At 71.1% G+C, this 19,611-nt stretch carries 18 protein-coding genes; 11 read left to right on the forward strand and 7 right to left on the reverse strand.

Going from position 1 to position 19,611, the window contains the following annotated elements:
• Window positions 1–11: 11 nt before the first annotated feature.
• Window positions 12–842: a DMT family transporter gene (locus tag OG587_RS17175; RefSeq protein ID WP_329091461.1), complete on the reverse strand. Its 831-nt coding sequence runs from the start codon at window positions 840–842 to the stop codon at window positions 12–14.
• Window positions 843–1,052: 210 nt separating this feature from the next.
• On the opposite strand from OG587_RS17175, the gene OG587_RS17180 reads away from it, so the two are divergent.
• Both OG587_RS17180 and OG587_RS17185 read left to right on the forward strand, forming a co-directional pair.
• Entirely contained in the window at window positions 1,053–1,454 is a 402-nt protein-coding gene (locus OG587_RS17180; protein WP_329091463.1) for a lipocalin-like domain-containing protein, read from the forward strand.
• A gap of 85 nt (window positions 1,455–1,539) precedes the next feature.
• Window positions 1,540–1,986 (forward strand): hypothetical protein, encoded by a 447-nt coding sequence (locus OG587_RS17185; RefSeq protein ID WP_329091465.1) that lies wholly within the window; start codon window positions 1,540–1,542, stop codon window positions 1,984–1,986.
• Here OG587_RS17185 and OG587_RS17190 read toward each other — a convergent pair.
• The 3 genes from OG587_RS17190 to OG587_RS17200 form a co-directional block, all read right to left on the reverse strand.
• Window positions 1,970–2,599, reverse strand: coding sequence for a DedA family protein (locus OG587_RS17190; RefSeq protein WP_329091467.1), 630 nt, complete (start codon window positions 2,597–2,599; stop codon window positions 1,970–1,972). The genes OG587_RS17185 and OG587_RS17190 overlap by 17 nt on opposite strands.
• A gap of 230 nt (window positions 2,600–2,829) precedes the next feature.
• Window positions 2,830–3,303 (reverse strand): TspO/MBR family protein, encoded by a 474-nt coding sequence (locus tag OG587_RS17195; RefSeq protein WP_329091468.1) that lies wholly within the window; start codon window positions 3,301–3,303, stop codon window positions 2,830–2,832.
• 92 nt (window positions 3,304–3,395) lie between these two features.
• Window positions 3,396–4,055, reverse strand: coding sequence for a VC0807 family protein (locus OG587_RS17200; RefSeq protein ID WP_329091470.1), 660 nt, complete (start codon window positions 4,053–4,055; stop codon window positions 3,396–3,398).
• A 294-nt stretch (window positions 4,056–4,349) separates the two neighbouring features.
• Here OG587_RS17200 and OG587_RS17205 point away from each other — a divergent pair, with 294 nt between their 5' ends.
• Window positions 4,350–4,697, forward strand: coding sequence for a luciferase domain-containing protein (locus tag OG587_RS17205; protein ID WP_329091471.1), 348 nt, complete (start codon window positions 4,350–4,352; stop codon window positions 4,695–4,697).
• A gap of 149 nt (window positions 4,698–4,846) precedes the next feature.
• On the opposite strand, the gene leuE is transcribed toward OG587_RS17205, so the two are convergent.
• Both leuE and OG587_RS17215 read right to left on the reverse strand, forming a co-directional pair.
• Window positions 4,847–5,509 carry a leucine efflux protein LeuE gene (gene leuE, locus OG587_RS17210; protein WP_329091472.1) on the reverse strand — a complete coding sequence of 221 codons (663 nt, stop codon included), beginning with the start codon at window positions 5,507–5,509 and terminating at the stop codon, window positions 4,847–4,849.
• A gap of 242 nt (window positions 5,510–5,751) precedes the next feature.
• Window positions 5,752–6,333, reverse strand: coding sequence for a TetR/AcrR family transcriptional regulator (locus OG587_RS17215; RefSeq protein WP_329091474.1), 582 nt, complete (start codon window positions 6,331–6,333; stop codon window positions 5,752–5,754).
• Window positions 6,334–6,388: 55 nt separating this feature from the next.
• On the opposite strand from OG587_RS17215, the gene OG587_RS17220 reads away from it, so the two are divergent.
• From OG587_RS17220 to OG587_RS17255, 8 genes are all read left to right on the forward strand, one after another.
• Window positions 6,389–7,531: an FAD-dependent oxidoreductase gene (locus tag OG587_RS17220; RefSeq protein WP_329091476.1), complete on the forward strand. Its 1,143-nt coding sequence runs from the start codon at window positions 6,389–6,391 to the stop codon at window positions 7,529–7,531.
• A 621-nt stretch (window positions 7,532–8,152) separates the two neighbouring features.
• Entirely contained in the window at window positions 8,153–8,359 is a 207-nt protein-coding gene (locus OG587_RS17225) for a hypothetical protein (RefSeq protein WP_329091478.1), read from the forward strand.
• A 173-nt stretch (window positions 8,360–8,532) separates the two neighbouring features.
• Window positions 8,533–10,374, forward strand: coding sequence for a cellulose binding domain-containing protein (locus OG587_RS17230; protein WP_329091480.1), 1,842 nt, complete (start codon window positions 8,533–8,535; stop codon window positions 10,372–10,374).
• Between the two features lie 163 nt (window positions 10,375–10,537).
• Window positions 10,538–12,097: a cellulose binding domain-containing protein gene (locus OG587_RS17235; RefSeq protein ID WP_329091481.1), complete on the forward strand. Its 1,560-nt coding sequence runs from the start codon at window positions 10,538–10,540 to the stop codon at window positions 12,095–12,097.
• Window positions 12,098–12,352: 255 nt separating this feature from the next.
• A complete protein-coding gene (locus OG587_RS17240; protein WP_329091483.1) occupies window positions 12,353–14,023 on the forward strand; it encodes a carbohydrate binding domain-containing protein in 1,671 nt (556 codons plus the stop codon).
• Complete coding sequence (locus tag OG587_RS17245) at window positions 14,020–16,053, forward strand: carbohydrate binding domain-containing protein (RefSeq protein ID WP_329091485.1); 2,034 nt, start codon at window positions 14,020–14,022, stop codon at window positions 16,051–16,053. Before OG587_RS17240 ends, OG587_RS17245 begins: the two co-directional genes overlap by 4 nt.
• A 201-nt stretch (window positions 16,054–16,254) precedes the next feature.
• Entirely contained in the window at window positions 16,255–17,643 is a 1,389-nt protein-coding gene (locus OG587_RS17250; RefSeq protein ID WP_329091487.1) for a hypothetical protein, read from the forward strand.
• A gap of 188 nt (window positions 17,644–17,831) precedes the next feature.
• Window positions 17,832–18,683, forward strand: a complete 852-nt coding sequence (locus tag OG587_RS17255; RefSeq protein ID WP_329091489.1) for a PhzF family phenazine biosynthesis protein — start codon at window positions 17,832–17,834, stop codon at window positions 18,681–18,683.
• 168 nt (window positions 18,684–18,851) lie between these two features.
• Here OG587_RS17255 and OG587_RS17260 read toward each other — a convergent pair whose 3' ends face one another.
• Window positions 18,852–19,610 carry a DUF6597 domain-containing transcriptional factor gene (locus OG587_RS17260; RefSeq protein ID WP_329091492.1) on the reverse strand — a complete coding sequence of 253 codons (759 nt, stop codon included), beginning with the start codon at window positions 19,608–19,610 and terminating at the stop codon, window positions 18,852–18,854.
• Window position 19,611: the final 1 nt, after the last annotated feature.

A 19,611-nucleotide genomic window follows, 5' to 3' on the forward strand; every position in this document is an offset into this window, starting at 1 on the left:
CGGTGCTCCGTTCATCGTGCTGTCACTTCGTGTGAGGGGGACATCGGGGTGGTACGGGCCAGCGCGACGGTTCCGGCGGCGGTGAGAGCGGCCGCCGCCAGCGCGGTGAGCGTGCTCGCCGCGCCCGTCGGCAGGGGCTCGCCGAGCAGGAGGGCGCCGAAGGCGACGGCGGTGAGGGGATCGGCCACCTGCAGGGCGGCGAACGCCACGCCGAAGTGGCCGACGGCGTAGGCGCGCTGGAGCAGCACCAGCGCGATCAGGGCGGGCATCGGGACGGCGAGCAGGAACCAGAACTCCCAGTTGCCGTCGACCAGGACCCGGGTGAGTGTGGCCGTCGCGCCGTACAGCACACCCGCCCCCATGGCGAGCAGGCAGGCCCGCGCGGCCGGTGAGACCTGCCTGGCGAGGACCCACAGCACCAGGGCGGCGGTGGCCGCCCCCGCGAGCAGGGTCACCGCCTCCCCGGTGCTGAGATGAGGCTCCCCGCTGTGCTCGGGCACGACCATCACCAGGCCGATGAGTCCGATGGCGATCACCCCCGCCGAGGCCAGCTCGCCGGGCCGCGGCCTGCGGTGTTGCAGGGCGGCGGCGCAGGGCAGGGCGAACAGGAGGCTGGCCACGCCCATCGGCTGCACCAGGGTGAGCGGGCCGTACTTCAGCGCGACGATGTGCAGGGCCGTGCCGCCCGCGATGGACAGGCCGCCGAGCAGCCATCGGGGGCGCCTCACCAGATGGCCGAGGCCGGCGCGGGGCGTCCTCGCCGCCTCGAACTGCTGCAGCGCGGCACCGAGTGCGAAGAACAGGGATCCCAGCAACGCCAGGCCGGCCGCCAGCACAGTCATGCGCACTCCTCCCAAGCAGATGAAGACATGGCGAGATGACCGGATCACCTCGTGGAGGCGTCCGTTAAGGGGCTTGCGGTGAACAGTCGAAGCGTCCCCTGCGGGGAGGTGCCGGAGCCATAGGGGTTCACCCTGACTTCGCAGGGAATTCCCCGAGATTCGCGTCGGGGCTGTTGACCTGCTGGCTTTTCTTATCGTAGTTTCGCGGGCATGGATCTCGTGGGCGCCTGGCGCCTGGTCGAGTGGCGGATCGTCAGTGCGGAGGGACGGGTCTCGCACCCCTTCGGCACGGACGCGGTGGGCCTGCTCTGCTACACCCCCGACGGCCACATGAGTGCGACCATCGCGCGGGCCGGGCGCGCCCCGCTGCCCGGCGCCACTCCACGGCGGGCGCCCCCGGAGGCGCTGGCCGGGGCGTTCACGTCGTTCTTCGCCTACGCGGGTCGCTACGAGGTCCGCGACGGTCACGTCGCCCACGACGTCGAGGTGGCGCTCAACCCGGCCCTCTCCGGCACCGTCCAGGTCCGCGAGCTGAACGCCGACGGCGACCGCCTGGTCCTGGCCGCCGCCGAGGACGACCGGTGGCACACCCTGATCTGGAAGCGGTCATGAACACAGGGCGTTCGGCACGGCTCTGGAAGCGGCCGTCCTGGCCGCCTGGCCCGCCCTGCTGGACGAGCTGCGCGGCCGGGGCGGCGTGCTACTGGACGCCGCGCCGTACGAGCACCCGGAGTTCCCCGCGGCGCGCACCAGCGGGCCGCTGCTGCTCGCCACCGAAGACCCGGTGGTCTACGGCGAGGAACGGTTCGGGCCGGTCGCCTTCCTCGTCCCCGCCGAGGACCGGGAGGCCGCGCTGCGGACGGCCTCCGCCGACGCCCGGGACAAGGGCGCGATCACTGCCTTCTGCTACTCGGTCGACGAGGATTTCGTCGGCCGGGCCGAGGACGCCTTCGCCCTCGCGGGCGCCGCGCTGACCTCCAACCTCACCGGCCCGATGCCGCTCAACTTCTCCGCCGCCTTCAGCGACTACCACGTCAGCGGGCTCAATCCGGCGGGGAACGCCTCCCTCACCGACGACGCCTTCGTGTCCGGGCGCTTCCGCGTCACGCAGTCGCGCCGACCCGCCGTCAGTCACGGGAGGTGACCAGCTCCGCCTTCACCTGCGGCGCGGTGCGGCGGTGGCGGAGGTAGCGGACGACCTCGACCACGGCGGTGATGCCCAGGGCGATGCCGAGACCGAGCAGCAGCCCCTTGATCGGGTCGTTCTCGAAGGCCGCGCCGCCCACGTAGCCGATCAGCCCCGAGTAGACCGCCCAGGACACTGCGGCGACGGCGTCGAAGAGGGCGAACGAGCGCCGGGGATAGGCGACCGCGCCCATGGTCAGGGTGCAGGCGGTCCGGCCGCCGGGAATGTAGCGGGCCACCACGAGGACGAGCCCGCCCCGCTCGGCCAGCGCCCGCTCCGCCCAGGCGAACGCCTTGCGGCTGCGCCTGCCGTTGCGCAGCCGGTCGTTGGTGGTACGCCCGATGGCGTACGAGATGTGGTCACCCGCGAACGCGCCCAGCGCGGCCACCACGATCACCAGGAACAGGTCGGGCGCCCCGGTGGCGGCGGCGAACACCCCGGCCGTGATGACGGACGTCTCCGCCGGGACCACGGGAAAGAACCCGTCGAGCATCGCCAGCGCGAACAGCGCCAGGTAGATCCATGGAGATGTCATCACGTCGTGCAGGATGTCAAGGATGGCCTGTGTCACGTCGGGCTCCAGCCGGGGGGTCGTGGATGTCTCACGCAGCAGGCTGACGGCCCGGTGAGCCCCGGGGCATCGGGGAGGAACCCCGGTGTTCGCAGAGCACGCCCCTGAGATCACCGGGGGTCCGTCCCGTCGACTCTAGGAACCGGACGCAGCCGGCCACATCGATCGAACGGCTTGAGTCACCCCCTCTTCAGTCGGGGGGTCCCTCCTCCTCAAGGGGGAGACGCGGCTCAGTTGAGCTGCCAGATGGCGAGGTTCAGCGAGGCCGCGTACGTCACCCAGAGCAGATAGGGCACCAGCAGCCAGGCGGCCGGGCGGCTGATCCGCCGGAACAGCACGATGGTGAGCACGATCGCGAACCAGAGGACGACGATCTCCGCGAACGCCAGGCCGTACTGCCCGGCACCGAAGAACAGCGGCGTCCAGGCCGCGTTGAGGACCAGCTGGACCGCGTAGACGCCGAGCGCCGGGGTCAGGCCGCGCGCCGACCAGGCGAGCCAGCCGGACAGGGCGATCATGACGTACAGGACCGTCCAGGCGGGGCCGAACAGCCACTGCGGCGGCGCCCAGGCCGGCCGCTCCAGCGACAGGTACTCACCGCCGGCGTTGACGGCCGCCAGCGACCCCACCACCGCCACCAGCACGAGCGCGGCGGCGAATACCGGCAACCCGGCCCAGCGTTTCGGTTGTCGCGCGATGACCATGAGAACCTCCTGCCCCCTTCTTCGTCCGTCTACCGCGCGGCGGTTTCCGTACGGGGGAGCCGGATCCCCACTCGGCGGGGGGAACGGTCGTCCTAGGCGGACGGGGCGGCGATGGCCGGGGTGGTGACGGGGTCGTAGTGCAGGCGGCGCAGCATCCGGCGGAAGGCGTACAGCGAGAAGGCCACCGCCAGGCCGCTGATCGCGGCCACGGCGGTGGTGCGGACCAGCAGGTAGGTGCCGATCGACTCGTGCAGCAGGAGCCAGATGCTCACCGCGGAGTTGGCCAGCAGCACGAAGGCCCACAGCAGGGTGATGCGGGCGAAGAACCGGCGGACCCGCTCGTGTTTCAGCACCGCCGAGGGCAGGTGGATGTAGTCGAGGGTCAGCTTCTGCACCAGCGGGCGGTTGAGCCGCACCGAGGCGAGGAAGACCACGCTGATGCAGATCGTCCCGAGCTCCGGCTGGAGGAAGTAGATCACCGCGCTCCCGGTCCAGAAGCCCAGCAGCGCCCGCACGGTGATCGCGATGACGGCGAGGATCATCGTCCCGGGCACCGGGATCCGCCGGACCAGCCGCCACCCCACCCCCGCGTACACCCAGGTGACCGCCGCGACCAGCGCGCCCTTCAGACCGAGGAGGGCCAGCGCGGTGTAGAAGACGGCGAGGGGGGCGACGACGCCCTCCAGCAGCTTCGGCACCGCCTGCCTGGCGAGAGCGGCGAGGCGGGGGAGGACGATGGGCTGGTGGCTCATGACGCTCCACGGGCTGGTGCGGTGGCAGACGCTGGGCGTTCTCGCCTACCCCGGCATGACACGGGCATGTCAGGCCGTCGCAGGGGGTTGCTGGAGAGGGCTACTTCCGGATGTTCACCGGCCACTCACCGTACCTGACCTCGGCTCGTGCTCTCGTGAAAACAACTCAATAACACTGCAATAACGGTTGAGAACGGTGAGGATCATTACGATTCACAAAAAGGATCACTATCCCGGTAACGGTTAAGAAACGGGAGCTTTCCTGATCGGGTCCGGTCCGCGACGATGAGAGACATGGCAGTGCTGCGCACGCACGCGTCCCGCCGTTCCACCGAGGGTGTCGAGAATGTGGCGGCCCAGCTCGTCCGCTGGCCGGACCTGGCGCTGAAGCGCACCAGAAAAGGGCTGGGATTCCGGGCCGGCGGCCGGGAGATCGTCAGGATGTCCGGTGACCACACCGCGGAGTTGCTCCTCACCAAACCCGTGATCGACCGATGGGCGCGGGTGCTCACCGACTGCCACCGGGTCACCCCCGGCGCCGACGCCGGGTGGGTGGCCATGTCCATCGAGGGCCGGGCCGACGCCGAGCTGTTCCTCTCCCTCGTCAGCGTCGCGATCAAGGCCAACCAGGGCTCGGGGTAGCCGGGGCCGGCGTGGTCAGGGGTCGCGGTGGCCGGCATGACCACGGTTCACGGTCACCGGCGTGGCCGAGGGGCGCGCCGCAGGGATGGCTGAGGGGCGTGACCATGGGTCCTGGTGGTCGGCGTGGTCAGGGTTCGCGGTGAGCGGCGTCAGCCGAGGGTCGCGGTGGCGAGCCTCGCCCCGAAGCCGATGAACAGCGCGCCCACGCCCGTCCGCAGCCCGGCCGACAGCCCGCGCCGGGCCCGGAACCGGTCGGCCAGGAACGTACCGCCGAAGATCAGCACCGACAGGTAGAGCGCGCTGAACAGCTGGCAGATCGCACCCAGGATCAGGAACGACAGCGCGGGAGTGCCGTAGGCCGGGTCCACGAACTGGATGAAGAACGAGATGAAGAACAGGATCGCCTTCGGGTTCATCAGGCTGACGATCAGGGCCTTGCGGAAGGGGCTCTCCGCGGCTCGCTCCCGGTCGGAGGTCGCCTCCGCGGTCCCGCTCCCGGCATCGGGAGAGCGCCAGGAGCGCCAGGCCGACCGGAGCATCTGGAACCCGATCCACGCGAGGTAGGCCGCACCGGCGTACTTGACGACGTTGAACAGGATCGGCGTCGACCTCAGCAGGGAGGCGACCCCCGCCGCCGCCAGCACCATCAGGACGGTGTCGCCGACGAAGACCCCCATCGCCCCCCGGTAGCCCTGCCGCACCCCGCGCTGGGCGGCGGTGCTGAGCACGTACAGCGAGTTCGGGCCGGGCAACAGGATGATGAAGAAGGCACCGGCCACGTAGGTCCAGATGTCGGTGATGCCAAAGAACACGGCGTTACTCCAGGGGGCGTTACGGATGCATCATTACCGTACCGCCTAAAGGTACTTATCTCCTTTTTCGGGTTTTCCGAACGCCGTGAATCGGGTCACCCGGCCATCGCGGACCATGCCACTCAGGCGCGACGGACCTTGTCACGCGAAGCCACTCGAAGCCACTCGAAGCCACTCGAAGCCACTGAAGCCACTCAAAGCCACTCGAAGGCGCTCGATGCGGCCTCGGCCACGTTCCCGCGCTAGTCGTCCGGTACGGCCGCGCCGTACACCATGGTGTCGACGATGACCTCGACGGCGGGCCGGGTGACACTGCCGGGAGGCGCGCTGACCAGGGTGAACAGGGCGCTGCCGTAGAGCGCGATGAGCGCGGGGACCTTCTCGCGCGCGATCTTCAGCCCCAGCTGGTCGTGATGCGCGGCGGTGAAACGCACCGCGACCTCCTGCAGCCCCGCCAGCGCCGCGGCCAACACCGGGCGGCGCACCGCCTCCAGCTGTAGCTCGAAGATCGCAAGGTAGCGGTGGCGCAGCGTGGTCGCCGCCGTGAGCAACGACTCGGTCAGCATCTCCACCAGGTCGGCGCCGCCCGCGGGTCGGTGCTCGGCCGCCTGGTCCATGTCGGCCAGGTGGAGCTCGACCACCCGCTCGGCGGCGGCCACCAGCAGCGCCTCGCGGCTGCGGAAGTAGTTGGAGGCCGTACCGGTCGGCAGCCCCGCCTCCCTCTCCACCGCGCGATGGGTCACCCCGTGCACCCCCGAGGCCGCCAGCAAATCGATGGCGGCGTCCGTCAGGGCCTGGCGGCGGGCTGGATTGGTGGGCGGCACCCCGCCATGCTACCAATAACCGTAGTAGTACGATCGTAGTGAATGGAGTGATGTCATGCGCGTCGTCGTGGTCGGTGCCGGGCTGGGCGGGGTGGCGGCCGCAGTGGGTCTGCACCGTCAGGGACATCGGGTGACCCTCTACGAGCGGGGCGCCGAGCTCCGCGAGGCGGGCACCGGCGTGGTGATCATGCCCAACGGGCTCCGGGCGCTGGAGGAGCTCGGCTACGACATGAGGGGTCGGTCCACCCCCGCCCGCAGCGCCGGTCTGCGCGACTGGCGCGGGCGGCCGCTGCTGATCACCGACGCCGTGCGGGCGCAGCGCGAGGTCGGGTCGATGATCGTGGCCGACCGGGCGGAGCTGCACCGCACCCTGCGGGCCCCGCTGCCCGCCGAGACGGTGCGGACCGCGACACCGGTGGAGCGGCTGGAGCCCGGCGCGGACGGAGTGGCGGTGTTCAGCGGGGGCGAGCGCGTCGACGAGGCGGACGCGGTGATCGTGGCCGACGGGATCGGCAGCAGGCTGCGCGGGCAGCTGTTCCCCGGTCACGGCGGGTCGCGCAGGATCGGCCGCATGGACCTGCGCGGCACCCTGTTTCGTCCCGCGGGGCTGGACGTGAGGGAGCTGCTGGCCGGCATCCTGCTGGACCGGCGCACCGGGGCGATGTTCGGGTTGTTCCCCATGGGCGCGGACGGGCTCTACTGGTTCACCGACTCCGTGCTGCCGGAGCCCGTCCCGGGGCCGGAGGAGGCGCGCGAGCAGATGCTGGCGCTGATGGCCGACTGGCACCCGGCCGTCCCCGCGCTGCTGGCGGCCACCGCGGCCGACGACGTCTACGTCGACCCGATCGCCTGCCTGGCCGAGCCGCTGCCGACGTTCGCGACCGGCAGGATCGCGCTGCTCGGCGACGCCGCGCACGCCATGACGCCCGACCTCGGTCAGGGCGCCAGCCAGGCCTTCGAGGACGCCGCCGCGCTCGCCCACCACCTGTTGGGGGCCGGGCCCGCCGAGGTGGCCGAGCGGCTGCTGCGCTACGACGCGCAGCGCCGCCCGCGCGCCAACCGGCTGATGCGGGCCGCGGAGCGGCAGTCGCGGCTGACCTCCCAGACCGGGGCCGCCGCCTGGGCGCGCGACACCCTGCTGCGGGCGATCCCGGCCCGCCTGGCCACCCGGCAGCTCGCGGCCATCTGGCACGCCTAGCGCGACGTTCCTCAAAGCAGGTCGCGAACAGGCGATCGAGAACCCAAGGTTGCCGGGGTGGCCTTTCCCGCCCTCAACCTCCCGGGCCGGTGGGGATCTGCACTTCCAGTGAGGAACGCAGCATTAGCGCGGCTCGCGGGCATCCGGGGCGGATCTTTCCCGGTCGTTGAGCAGCCGCCAGGTGGTGCGGGCGAGCCTGGCCCGGATCGGTCCGGCGGATTCGAGGAGGTCGACGCCCGGGAGCCCGCCGATCCGTTCGAGCCGGCGGGAGAGGGGCGCCGTGCCGTTCCTCCGCGCGTCCGGGGGGCATGCGTTGGAGCGCCCCCGGACGAGGCGTCGGCGGTTGACGTTTTTGGGCCTTGTGGCAGGGGTCTGTCAAGGCTACGATCGCGACAACTCTTAGGAAACTTTCCTAAAAGAAATGCCGACTGGGGGTGCCCGTGGCCCGTGCGTCCCCTCCGACCGATTGCCAGCTGCGAAAACTCGACGGCGGCAGCCGTCGCTGCTGAAGGTCCGACCGTCCGGACGCCTCACCCCCCAGGTTCCACGTCCATGGGAGCGATCATGCGGCGCACCTTTTCCTTACTTGTCCTGACTGCGGTTGCAAGCCCTCACCGAGGCATGCCCGCGCCCGGCACCACCGCCGCCTCCGGCGTCACGGCCGTCCCCGCCATCGCGGCCACCGCCGCGCCCGCAATCGGTACGGCCGTCGCGGCGGCCACCGTCGGCGCCGCCGTCGCCCGTCCCGATGCCTCAGGCCGGAGCCCGCGAGTCAGACGTCCAGAGAGCGTGACGGTGGCGGCGGCACAGGCGCCGGCGACCCGGTGACGACTCGCTGAACACGGCGGTACCCGGCGTCCCGCGCCGATCAACGGAACGGTTCCGCCCCCCGGCGAAACCGTGCCCACCCCGCCGTACGGCTCGCGCCCACGTTCGCGCCCGCGCACCCCCCGCGTGGCGCGGGCCGTACGGTCACCCCCCACGGAATGCATGAGGTTAACGTGAAATTACGCGCCATCGCTCGTTCTCTCGTCGCCCTGGCGGCCCTCGTCCTGGCGATGACGGTCGCGCTCCCCGCCCAGGCCGCCTCGGCCACCGCCGTCTTCACCAAGACCTCGGACTGGGGCAGTGGTTTCGAGGGCAAGTACACGGTCACCAACGGTGGTACGACGACCATCAACGGCTGGTCGGTGGCCTTCGATCTGCCGTCGGGGGCGAACATCGGGTCCTTCTGGGACGCGTCGATGAGTCGTAGCGGGCAGCGTTTCACCTTCACCAACGTCGGCTGGAACGGCACTCTCGCCCCCGGCGCGACCGCGAGCTTCGGCTTCAACGGCAGTCCGGGTGGTGTCACCCCGTCCAACTGCACGCTCAACGGCGCGGCCTGCGGCGGCGGCAGCACTCCCGTCACCCCCGGAACGCCGGGCAATCCGTCGGTCACCGGCACCACGAACTCCTCGATCTCCCTGTCGTGGGGTGCCTCCAGCGGTACCGTCACCGGTTACCGGGTCTACGAGGGCGGCACGCAGCGGGCTCAGGTCACCGGTACCAGCGCGACCATCGGCTCGCTGGGCACCTGCACCTCGCACACCTACACCGTCAGGGCGTACAACGCCCAGGGTGAGTCGGCCGCCAGCGGCGCGGTGAGCGCCACCACCACCGGCTGCACCGGCGGCGCCCCCGGCAAGCCGGGCGCGGTGTCCGCGACGGGCGGCGCGAACAGTGTGGCGTTGTCGTGGGGCGCGTCGTCGGGGACGGTGACGGGCTACCGGGTGTACGAGGGTTCGACGGTCAGGGCGACCGTGACCGGAACGAGCACGACGGTGTCGGGGCTGGGGGTGTGCGAGGCGCACACCTACACGGTGGCGGCGTACAACTCCGCGGGCGAGGGCCAGCGGAGCGACCCGGCCGGCGCGACCACGACCGGCTGCACCAGCGGTGGTCAGCTGCCCAAGCACTTCCTCACCGGCTACTGGCACAACTTCGACAACCCGGCCGTCGAGCTGCGGCTGTCGGCGGTGCCCAACGAGTACGACCTGGTCGCGGTCTCCTTCGGCGAGGCCACCGCCACCCCCGGTGAGGTCGTCTTCGGTGTCGACCCGGGCCTGTCCGCCTCCCTCGGCGGCTACACCGACGCCCAGTTCAGGGCCGACGTGCAGACCCTCCACTCCCGTGGCAAGAAGGTCATCCTCTCGGTCGGCGGCGAGGCGGGCCGCGTGCAGGTGGCCAGCGCCGCCGCCGCGACCAAGTTCGCCGACACCGTCTACGCCCTGATGCAGAGCTACGGCTTCGACGGCGTCGACATCGACCTGGAGAACGGGCTCAACTCCACCTACATGGGCCAGGCGCTCCGATCGCTGCGGGCCAAGGCGGGGGCGAACCTGATCATCACGATGGCGCCGCAGACCATCGACATGCAGTCCACCGGCGGCGAGTACTTCAAGCTGGCGCTGGCCATCAAGGACATCCTCACCGTCGTCCACACCCAGTTCTACAACTCCGGCTCCATGCTCGGCTGCGACCAGAACGCCGCCTACTCGCAGGGCTCGGTCAACTTCATGACCGCGCTGGCCTGCATCCAGCTGGAGAACGGCCTGCGCCCCGACCAGGTGGCGCTCGGCCTGCCCGCCGGACCCGGCGCGGCGGGCGGCGGGATCGTCGCCCCCGCCCTGGTGAACCAGGCCCTGACCTGCCTGGCCACCAGGACCAACTGCGGCAGCTTCGTGCCGCCGCGCGCCTACCCCGGGATCCGTGGCGCGATGACCTGGTCCATCAACTGGGACGCCAGCAACAACTGGAACTTCTCCAGGACCGTCAAGCCGCACCTCGCGACCCTGCCCTAGCCCCCGCCACCTCCCGACCCCCGGACCTGCCCGGCACCGCACCACCCACGACCCGGCCGGGCAGGCCCCGAACCCCGAACCTCACACCCCGAACCTCGCACTCCCGGATCTCGCACCCCCAACCTCGCCCCCCAACCTCGCACCCCCCAACCGAGGAAGAGCCATGAGATTTCGACGAACGCTGACCGCGGTCCTGGCCGCGCTCGGCATGTCACTCGGCCTGTCAATGGTCGCGACCCCCGCGTTCGCGGCGCCCCCCACCGCCGTCTTCACCAAGGTCTCCAACTGGGGCACCGGCTTCGAGGGCAAGTACACGGTCACCAACGGTGGTACGACGACCATCAACGGCTGGTCGGTGGCCTTCGATCTGCCGTCGGGGGCGAACATCGGGTCCTTCTGGGACGCGTCGATGAGTCGTAGCGGGCAGCGTTTCACCTTCACCAACGTCGGCTGGAACGGCACCCTGGCCCCCGGCGCGACCGCGAGCTTCGGCTTCAACGGCACCCCGGGCAGCGCCACCCCGTCCAACTGCACCCTCAACGGGGCGGCCTGTGGCGGCGGCAGCACCCCCGGAACGCCGGGCGCCCCCGGTACCCCGTCGGTCACCGGCACCACCAACTCCTCGATCTCCCTGTCGTGGGGCGTCTCCAGCGGTACCGTCACCGGTTACCGGGTCTACGAGGGTGCCACGCAGCGGGCTCAGGTCACCGGTACCAGCGCCACCATCGGCTCACTGGGCACCTGCACCTCGCACACCTACACGGTCAAGGCGTACAACGCCCAGGGTGAGTCCGTCGCCAGCGGCGCGGTGAGCGCCACCACCACCGGCTGCACCAACCCGCCGCCGGGCGGCAAGATGGCCGGAGCCCCGTACCTCTACATGGGCTGGGGCAGCCCGCCCAACCCCGCGACCGTGATGAGCGCCACCGGCGTGAAGTCCTTCACCATGGCGTTCATCCTGTCCAGCGGCGGCTGCAACCCCGCCTGGGACGGCAACCGGCCGCTGACCGGCGGCACCGACCAGGCCGCGATCAACCAGATCAAGGCCGCGGGCGGCAGCGTGCAGATCTCCTTCGGCGGCTGGTCCGGCAACAAGCTCGGCCCGAACTGTTCCACCCCGGCCGCCTTCGCCGGAGCCGTGCAGCAGGTCATCAACGCCGTCGGCCCCGCGGTCGTCGACTTCGACATCGAGAACACGGACGAGTTCGAGAACTACACCGTCCAGGACCGCATCCTCAACGGCCTGAAGATCGTCAAGCAGAACAACCCGAACGTCAAGATCGCCGTCACCTTCGGCACCTCGACCACCGGCCCGACCTCCCACGGCATCCGCCTGATCAACCAGGCCAAGGCGCTGGCCGTGCCGATCGACAACTACACGATCATGCCGTTCGACTTCGGCAGCTCCAACATCTACAACGACACCGTCAACGCCTCCGAGGGCCTGAAGAACGCGCTCAAGGCCGCGAACGGCTGGACCGACGCGCAGGCGTACGCCCGGATGGGCATCTCCGGCATGAACGGCCTGTCCGACCAGCAGGAGCTCACCACGGTGGCGGCCTGGACCCAGATCCGAGACTGGGCCAAGGCCAGGGGCCTGACCCGCTTCGCCTACTGGGCGGTCAACCGCGACCGTCCCTGCCCGGGGGGCGGCGTGACCTCCACCTGCAGCGGGATCGCCCAGAACGACTGGGACTTCACCCGCGTCACCGCCGGCTTCTGACCCGAACGGAACCGCGCGAAGCGGGCCCGCCCGGCACGAGAACGGCTGACGCGGGCCCGCCCAGAACGAACCAGAACAAGTCAGAACGAACCAGAACAAGAACGCGGTGCGAAAGCACCAGCGGACACGCGTCGCGTACGCGCCGGGCGAGTCCGCACGACCCGTACGGCCGGCACGACCCGCATGGCCCGCACCCCGCCCGGGGGGCGGGCCGTGCCCCACGACCCTCCTAAAGATCTTTGCGGGGTACACCGGATGCACCTCAGGAAACTCGCCGCGGCCGCCGTGCTGGCGCTCGGCGGGACGATGCTGGCCGCGACACCGGCCCACGCGGCCAACATCGCGACGAACCCGGGCTTCGAGAACGGGCTGAGCGGGTGGACCTGCTCCGCCTCCTCGGGCGCCACGACCGTCTCCTCGCCGGTACACGGCGGGACCAGGGCACTGCAGGCCACACCCCAGGGCTCGGACCAGGCCCGCTGCCAGCAGACGGTGAGCGTCAGGCCGTCCTCGTCCTACTCGCTGTCGGCCTGGGTGCGCGGCGGCTACGTCTTCCTGGGGGTGAGCGGCACCGGCACCACCGACACCAGCACGTGGGCCTCGTCCCCGTCGGCCTACACCCAGCTGACGCGCACCTTCACGACCGGCGCCTCGACCACCACAGTGACGATCTACACCAGCGGCTGGTACGGCCAGGGCGCCTACCAGGCCGACGACGTCGTTCTCGACGGCCCGCCCGGCACCGGTATCCCCGGCGACACGATCCCGCCGACCGTACCGGGCAACCTCACCGTGGGCGGCCCGACCGCCACCTCGCTGACCCTCGGCTGGTCGGCCTCCACCGACAACTCCGGAAGCGTGGCCCGCTACGAGGTCTCCCGCGACAACGGCGCGGCGGTCGCCACGGGCTCCGGCACCGGCCACACCGCGACCGGGCTGAACCCCGACACGGCCTACGGCTTCCGCGTCCGGGCCTGCGACGCCGCGGGCAACTGCTCCGCCTACACCGCCTCCGTCAGCGGCCGTACGAGCCGCGACACCGGCCCGCCCCCCGGCGGCGAGATCCGGTACGCCCCCTACATCGACATCACGATGCCCACGCCCTCCCTGGTGAGCGCGGCGGCGGCGACCGGGGTGAAGAACTACACCCTCGCCTTCGCCCTCGGCGACAGCAGCGGCTGCAACCCGGCCTGGGGCGGCACCATCCCGATCAACGACTCCCGGATCGTCAACGACGTCAGGGCGCTCCAGGCCCAGGGCGGCCAGGTCATCGTGGCGACCGGCGGCGCGATGGGACCGTACCTGGAGCACGTCTGCGGCACCTCCGCCGCGCTGGTCACCGCCTACAAGAGGGTCCTCGACACGGTCGGCACCAACCACCTCGACGTCGACGTCGAGGCCGCGATCGACGCCGCCAAGGTCAACACCGCCCTCAAGCAGCTCCAGGCCGAGCGCGGCACCGTGATCAGCTACACCCTGCGCATCCAGGGCCAGGACTACGGTGTCGACCCCTTCTCGCTGTCGATCCTCCAGGACGCCGCAGCCAAGGGCCTCAACGTCATGGTCAACCCGATGCTGATGAACTTCGGCTACACCGGCAACTGGGGCGACGCCATGATCGCCGCCGCGCAGGCGACCCTCGCCCAGATGAGGACCGTCTGGCCCGCCAAGACCGACGCCCAGCTCAAAAAACTGCTGGGCCTCACCCCGATGATCGGCAGGAACGACACCGGGATGACCACCACCCAGGCCGACGCCCGCAAGCTGCTCGCCTGGGCCAACACCAACCACGTCGGCTTCGTCGGCTTCTGGTCCAGCGCCCGCGACAACGGCGGTTGCCCGACCGGCCAGGTCTCACCGACCTGCAGCGGCATCTCCCAGTCGGCCTGGGAGTTCACCAACATCTTCAAGGGGTTCACCGGATGAGGTTCAGGAAACTCGCGGCGATCGCCGTACTGGCGCTGGGCGGGACGATGCTCGCCGCGTCGCCCGCCCACGCCGCCAACATCGCGGTCAATCCCGGCTTCGAGAGCGGGCTGACCGGCTGGACCTGCACGGCGTCCTCCGGGGCCACCGCGGTGTCCTCGCCGGTGCACGGCGGCACCAGGGCCCTGCAGGCCACCCCGGCCGGGAACGACACCGCCCGGTGCCAGCAGACGGTGAGCGTCAGGCCGTCCTCGGCCTACACCCTGTCGGCCTGGGTCAGGGGCGGCTACGTCTTCCTCGGCGCGACCGGTACCGGCGGGACCGACCCCAGCACGTGGACGTCCTCGCCGTCGTCCTACGCCCAGCTGTCGACCTCGTTCACCACCGGCGCCTCGACCACCTCGGTGACGATCCACGTCAACGGCTGGTACGGCCAGGGCGTCTACCAGGCCGACGACGTCGTCCTCGACGGAGCGCCGGGGCAGGGACAGCCCCCCGCGGCGCCCACCGGACTCACCGGCACCGGCAACGCCACCACCGCCTCGCTGAGCTGGAGCGCCTCCTCGGGCGCGACCGGCTACAACGTCTACCGCAACGGCACCAGGGTCGGCACCGCCACCGGGACCACCTTCTCCGAGACCCCCGGCACCGGCACCCACTCCTACCAGGTGAGCGCGACCAACGCCTCGGGCGAGTCGGCGCGGTCGGGCGCGGTCTCGGTGACGGTCGGCACCGGCCAGCCGCCGCTCCCGGCCGTGCCTTCGGGGCTGGCCGCCACCGTCAGCGGCACGAGCGTCTCGCTGAGGTGGAACGTCTCCTCGGGCGCGACCGCCTACAACGTCTACCGCAACGGGACGAGGGTGGGCACGCCCACCGCGGCCTCCTACACCGACACTCCCGGGGCGGGGACGCACAGCTACCAGGTGAGCGCCTCCAACTCCGCCGGTGAGTCGGCGAGGTCCGGCGCGGTCTCCGCGACCGTCACCAACACGCCGCCCCCCGGCAACCTGCCCAAGCGGGTGCTGGTCGGCTACCTGCACGCCTCCTTCGCCAACGGCTCCGGCTACATCCGGATGGCGGACGTGCCCAACGAGTGGAACGTCATCAACCTGTCGTTCGGCGAGCCCACCTCGGTGACCTCCGGAGACATCCGCTTCACCCAGTGCCCGGTCGCCGAGTGCCCCAACGTCGAGTCCGAGGCCGAGTTCATCGCCGGGATCCGGGCCAAGCAGGCGCTCGGCAAGAAGGTGCTGATCTCGATCGGCGGCCAGAACGGCCAGGTCCAGCTGAGCACCACGGCCGCGCGCGACAAGTTCGTCCAGTCGGTGGGCGCCATCATCGACAGGTACGGCCTCGACGGGCTGGACATCGACTTCGAGGGCCACTCCCTCTATCTCGACAACGGCGACACCAACCTGTCCGCCCCCACCACCCCGGTGATCGTCAACCTGATCTCCGCGCTCAAGACCCTCAAGGCCAGGTACGGCGCCAGGTTCGTGCTGACCATGGCCCCCGAGACGTTCTTCGTCCAGCTGGGCTACCAGTTCTACGGGCCGGGCCCCAACGGTTCCGCCGACCGGCGGGCCGCCTCGTACCTCCCCGTCATCCACGCGATGCGCAACGACCTGACCCTGCTGCACGTCCAGGACTACAACTCCGGGCCGATCATGGGGCTGGACAACCAGTACCACACCATGGGCGGTCATGACTTCCACGTCGCCATGACCGACATGCTGCTCGCGGGCTTCCCCATCGCGGGCAACCCGAACAACGTCTTCCCCGCCCTGCGCCAGGACCAGGTCGCCATCGGCCTGCCCGCCGCCCCGTTCGCGGGTAACGGTTTCACCACGGTCGCCGAGGTCCAGAAGGCCTTCGACTGCCTGGCCAAGGGGACCAACTGCGGGACATACCGGCCGAGAGGCGTCTACCCGAACCTCCGCGGCCTGATGACCTGGTCGATCAACTGGGACAGGTACAACGCCTTCGAGTTCTCCCGCAGCCACCGGGCCTATCTCGACGGCCTGGGCTGAAAGCCCCTCGCCGCCGGGGGAGACGGACTTCCGGCGGCGAGGTTCCCCCTCGGCGGGCGTCCGGGGCACGCGCCCGCGTCCCGAGGCGGTCGCCCGTCGTGACGGCCCGGATCCCGAAGGCCGAGAAAACTGGCAGAGTGGTCTCGGTTTGGAGATCCGGGTGGCTGGTTGGTCGCCAGGTCCGGCAGGCTAGGGGCCGTCATGGACTACGCAATTCTCACGGGGTTCGTCCTCGTTCTCGGTGTCGTGCTCGCCCTGGTCGCGCAGTGGAAGGGCTGGAGGCCCTCACTGCTGGTCGTGCTGGGGGTCGGAATCGCCTTCCGGGTGCTCATCATGGCCACCTCGGCGGTGGACACCTGGCAACCGGTCGACTTCATCAACAGCTTCAAGCCCGCCGGTGAGGCGGTCCTGAACCGTGAGGACCCCGTTCTGGGCAGTTCGGGAGGCTGGCACTTCCTGCCGACCATCCCCTACGTCTACGGCCTCCTGCTCTGGCTGGGCATCCCCTGGGAGATCGGCGGGCGCCTGGTCACCGTGGTCGCGGACATCGTGCTGATCCCGCTGGTCGGCAAGCTCGCCGGGGGGCCCAAGGCGTCGCTGCGCGCTTTCCAGTACGCCTGCAACCCGCTGGCCATCCTCGTCGCCTCCGTCCACGGCCAGGTCGAGCCGGTCGCCCTGGTCTTCGGCGTCGCCGCCTTCGTCGTCGCCCGAGGCCCCGGCGACCCGCACCGGCCGGGCATGACCACCAACCCGGTCGCGCTGGCACGGCAGAGCGTCGCCCTCCACGGCCTCGCCGGCGCCGTACGGCACGCCTTCGGTCCCGAGGGGGTGCTCCGCGGGGCGCTCACCCCGCGCCAGGGTGACCGGCAGTCCCTGCGCCGGGCCCTGTTCGCGGGACTGCTGATGGGACTGGCGCTGTGCGCCAAGAGCTGGCCGATCTGGCTCATCCCCGGCATGCTCCTGCTGCTGCCCACCTTCCGCGCCCGCGCCGTGGCGTTCGTGGCCACCGGCATCGCGCCGGTCTTCTTCCTGGTCACCCTGCCGATCTTCGCCGGCACCTCGCTGAGCCAGATCCCCGAGGTCATCCGGGTGATCCAGGACGTCCGCCCGATCGTCGGCCAGTGGGGCTACAGCGCCATCTGGATGCACGGCGTCAACGACCTGAACCAGCAGATCGCGACGTTCGGCACCCGCCTGATCTACGTCACCCTGCTGGCGACGGCCTTCGTGTGGCGCCGCGCCGACCCGATCGACCTCACCACGGCGCTGCTGCTCGCCTTCATGGTCACCACGCCCAGGCTCGGCGCGCAGTATCTCCTGTGGTTCATGCCGTTCCTGATCGCCCGTCCCACCCGCTTCGCCTGGCCCGCGATCCTCGGCGTCTCTCTCTGGGCGGGGTACGGCTACCTCTACATGACCCAGTTCGACTCCGCCACCTGGCGAAGTCTCCACGTCGTCTGGTCCCAGGCATCCATCGTGCTGCTGCCGATCCTGGCGCTCGCCATGCCCTGGGGGCGCCGGGTCTCCCGCCCACCCGCCGAGCCCTCCGAGGGGCCGCCGCCCTCGGCACCCGTTCCCGCGTCCGCCTGAACTCCCGAGTCCACGTCCGCCTTCGCTTTCGTTCTCGCCTGAGCCTTCGAATCCGCCTGAACGCGCGGGCTGGTCTTGCCCGTCCCCGCAGTCCGTTCGTGTCGCCCGCTCCCGGGCCCGCCCGACCCGTCACCGCCGCGTGACGGGGTATCGGTGAAGCCCGGGAGCGGCTGCTAAATTCCGGTTCTGTGACGAGCACCGTGGAAATCCTGCGCTACACCGCTTTCACCCACGATCCCGAGGGGGGCAACCCCGCCGGGATCGTCCTCGACGCGGCCGGGCTCTCCGACGCGGAGATGCTGGCCGTCGCCGCCGAGGTCGGATACTCCGAGACGGCTTTCCTGACCGCCCGCGACGACGAGCGGCGCGCCTTCCGGGTCCGGTATTTCGCCCCCTCGACGGAGGTGGCGTTCTGCGGGCACGCCACGATCGCCACCTCGGTGGCACTGGCCGAACGCCTCGGGACCGGGCGGCTGGCCTTCGACACCAACGTGGGCGAGATCGTCGTCGACACCGACATCGTCGACGACACGCTCCGCGCCACGATCACCAGCGTTCCCACGCGCTCCCGGCCCGTCGCGGAGGACGCGCTGCGGGAGGCCCTCGCCGCCCTCGGCTGGTCCCGTGACGAGCTCGACCCGGCCTTTCCCTCGCACGTCGCGTTCGGCGGCGTCGAGCACCTCATGATCGCCGCCGCCTCGCGCGAACGCCTGGCCGGCCTCGACTACGACTACGAGGGGCTGAAGGCGGTGATGACCCGCGAAGGCTGGACGACGGTGAACCTGTTCTGGCGAGAGAGTGACGAGCGGTTCCACGCCCGCGACCCGTTCCCGGTCGGGGGCGTCGTGGAGGACCCCGCCACCGGGGCCGCCGCCGCCGCGTTCGGCGGCTACCTGAGGGTCCTCGGGACCGGTTCCCCGGAGTTCACGGTCATCCAGGGGGTGGACATGGGACGGCCCAGCACGCTGAAGGTCTCGATCGCCTCCCCCGACGGCCGAAGCCGGGTGAGCGGCGGGGCGGTCGCGCTGGAGACCGCCTGATCCCCGGCCGGAGGCACCGGGCCGCTCGGCCTCGACCGGAGTCCGGGTGCGGTGGCTTCTACGTGCCGGGTCAGGCCTACGTTCGTGGGTCTGGCCCGCCTCGTTCAAGGCCCGGAAGGCTTGTCCGGCTCGCTCGGGACCCTGGTGCGACGGCCTGTGCGAACCCGGTCAGGCGGTCCCGCCGCCGGACCGGTCGAGCAGCCGGCCCAGGGACACCCCCGCCAGCCGCCGTACCTCGTTCGCCATGTGGGCCTGGTCGGCGTACCCGCTGAGCGCGGCGGCCTCGGCCGCCGTGACGCCGCGCCTGGCCAGCCGCAGTGCCCGCTGGAACCTGACCACCCGCTGCAGCGTCTTCGGGCCGTACCCGAAGGCCCGCAGGGACCGGCGCAGGAGCTGCCGCTCGCCGAACCCCAGATCCCAGGCCACCTCCCTGACGCTCCGCCCCGCCCGCAGTGCCTCGGCGATCGCGGGCGCGGCCGGGTCGGGTTCGGGCGCCGCGCGCAGCCGTACGGCCAGAGCCCGCTGTACGACGTCGGAGAGTGGCTCCGGCGTCCGGACCCCGGCCGTCCCGGTGGGCGGCTCCGGTGTGAGCAGCGCGGTGAGCGGTCCCAGGTCGGACAGTTCCGCGAGGGGTTCGAGGTCGGACAGCGGCACCCGCAGGTCGCGCAGGCTGTCGAGCGGCACGCCGAACAGCTCACCCGCCGCGCCGGGCCTGAACCGGATCCCGGTATAGCGGTCACCCGGTGCCATCCGGACGGGTTTCGGGCCCGTGTCGGGCCCCGCGACCTGTGCTCCCCTCGGGCCCCAGACCAGATCCACACAGCCGTCGGGCACGACCAGCTGCGTCGTGGCGGAGGTCGACTCGTTGATCCACAGGCAGGCCACCCGCCCGGCGATGCGGGGGCCAGGTGCCCACTCGCGATACATG

Source organism: Streptosporangium sp. NBC_01469 (genome assembly GCF_036227305.1).
Taxonomy (GTDB): domain Bacteria; phylum Actinomycetota; class Actinomycetes; order Streptosporangiales; family Streptosporangiaceae; genus Streptosporangium.

Bases quoted from the DNA above. Each gene is read 5' to 3' on its own strand.
- OG587_RS17235 (WP_329091481.1), top strand. From the start codon at position 10,538: ATGAGATTTCGACGAACGCTGACCGCGGTCCTGGCCGCGCTCGGCATG.
- OG587_RS17175 (WP_329091461.1), bottom strand. From the start codon at position 842: ATGACTGTGCTGGCGGCCGGCCTGGCGTTGCTGGGATCCCTGTTCTTC.
- OG587_RS17260 (WP_329091492.1), bottom strand. From the start codon at position 19,610: ATGTATCGCGAGTGGGCACCTGGCCCCCGCATCGCCGGGCGGGTGGCC.
- OG587_RS17195 (WP_329091468.1), bottom strand. From the start codon at position 3,303: ATGGTCATCGCGCGACAACCGAAACGCTGGGCCGGGTTGCCGGTATTC.
- OG587_RS17220 (WP_329091476.1), top strand. From the start codon at position 6,389: ATGCGCGTCGTCGTGGTCGGTGCCGGGCTGGGCGGGGTGGCGGCCGCA.
- OG587_RS17180 (WP_329091463.1), top strand. From the start codon at position 1,053: ATGGATCTCGTGGGCGCCTGGCGCCTGGTCGAGTGGCGGATCGTCAGT.
- OG587_RS17250 (WP_329091487.1), top strand. From the start codon at position 16,255: ATGGACTACGCAATTCTCACGGGGTTCGTCCTCGTTCTCGGTGTCGTG.
- OG587_RS17200 (WP_329091470.1), bottom strand. From the start codon at position 4,055: ATGAGCCACCAGCCCATCGTCCTCCCCCGCCTCGCCGCTCTCGCCAGG.
- OG587_RS17240 (WP_329091483.1), top strand. From the start codon at position 12,353: ATGCACCTCAGGAAACTCGCCGCGGCCGCCGTGCTGGCGCTCGGCGGG.
- OG587_RS17225 (WP_329091478.1), top strand. From the start codon at position 8,153: ATGCCCGCGCCCGGCACCACCGCCGCCTCCGGCGTCACGGCCGTCCCC.
- OG587_RS17205 (WP_329091471.1), top strand. From the start codon at position 4,350: ATGGCAGTGCTGCGCACGCACGCGTCCCGCCGTTCCACCGAGGGTGTC.
- OG587_RS17245 (WP_329091485.1), top strand. From the start codon at position 14,020: ATGAGGTTCAGGAAACTCGCGGCGATCGCCGTACTGGCGCTGGGCGGG.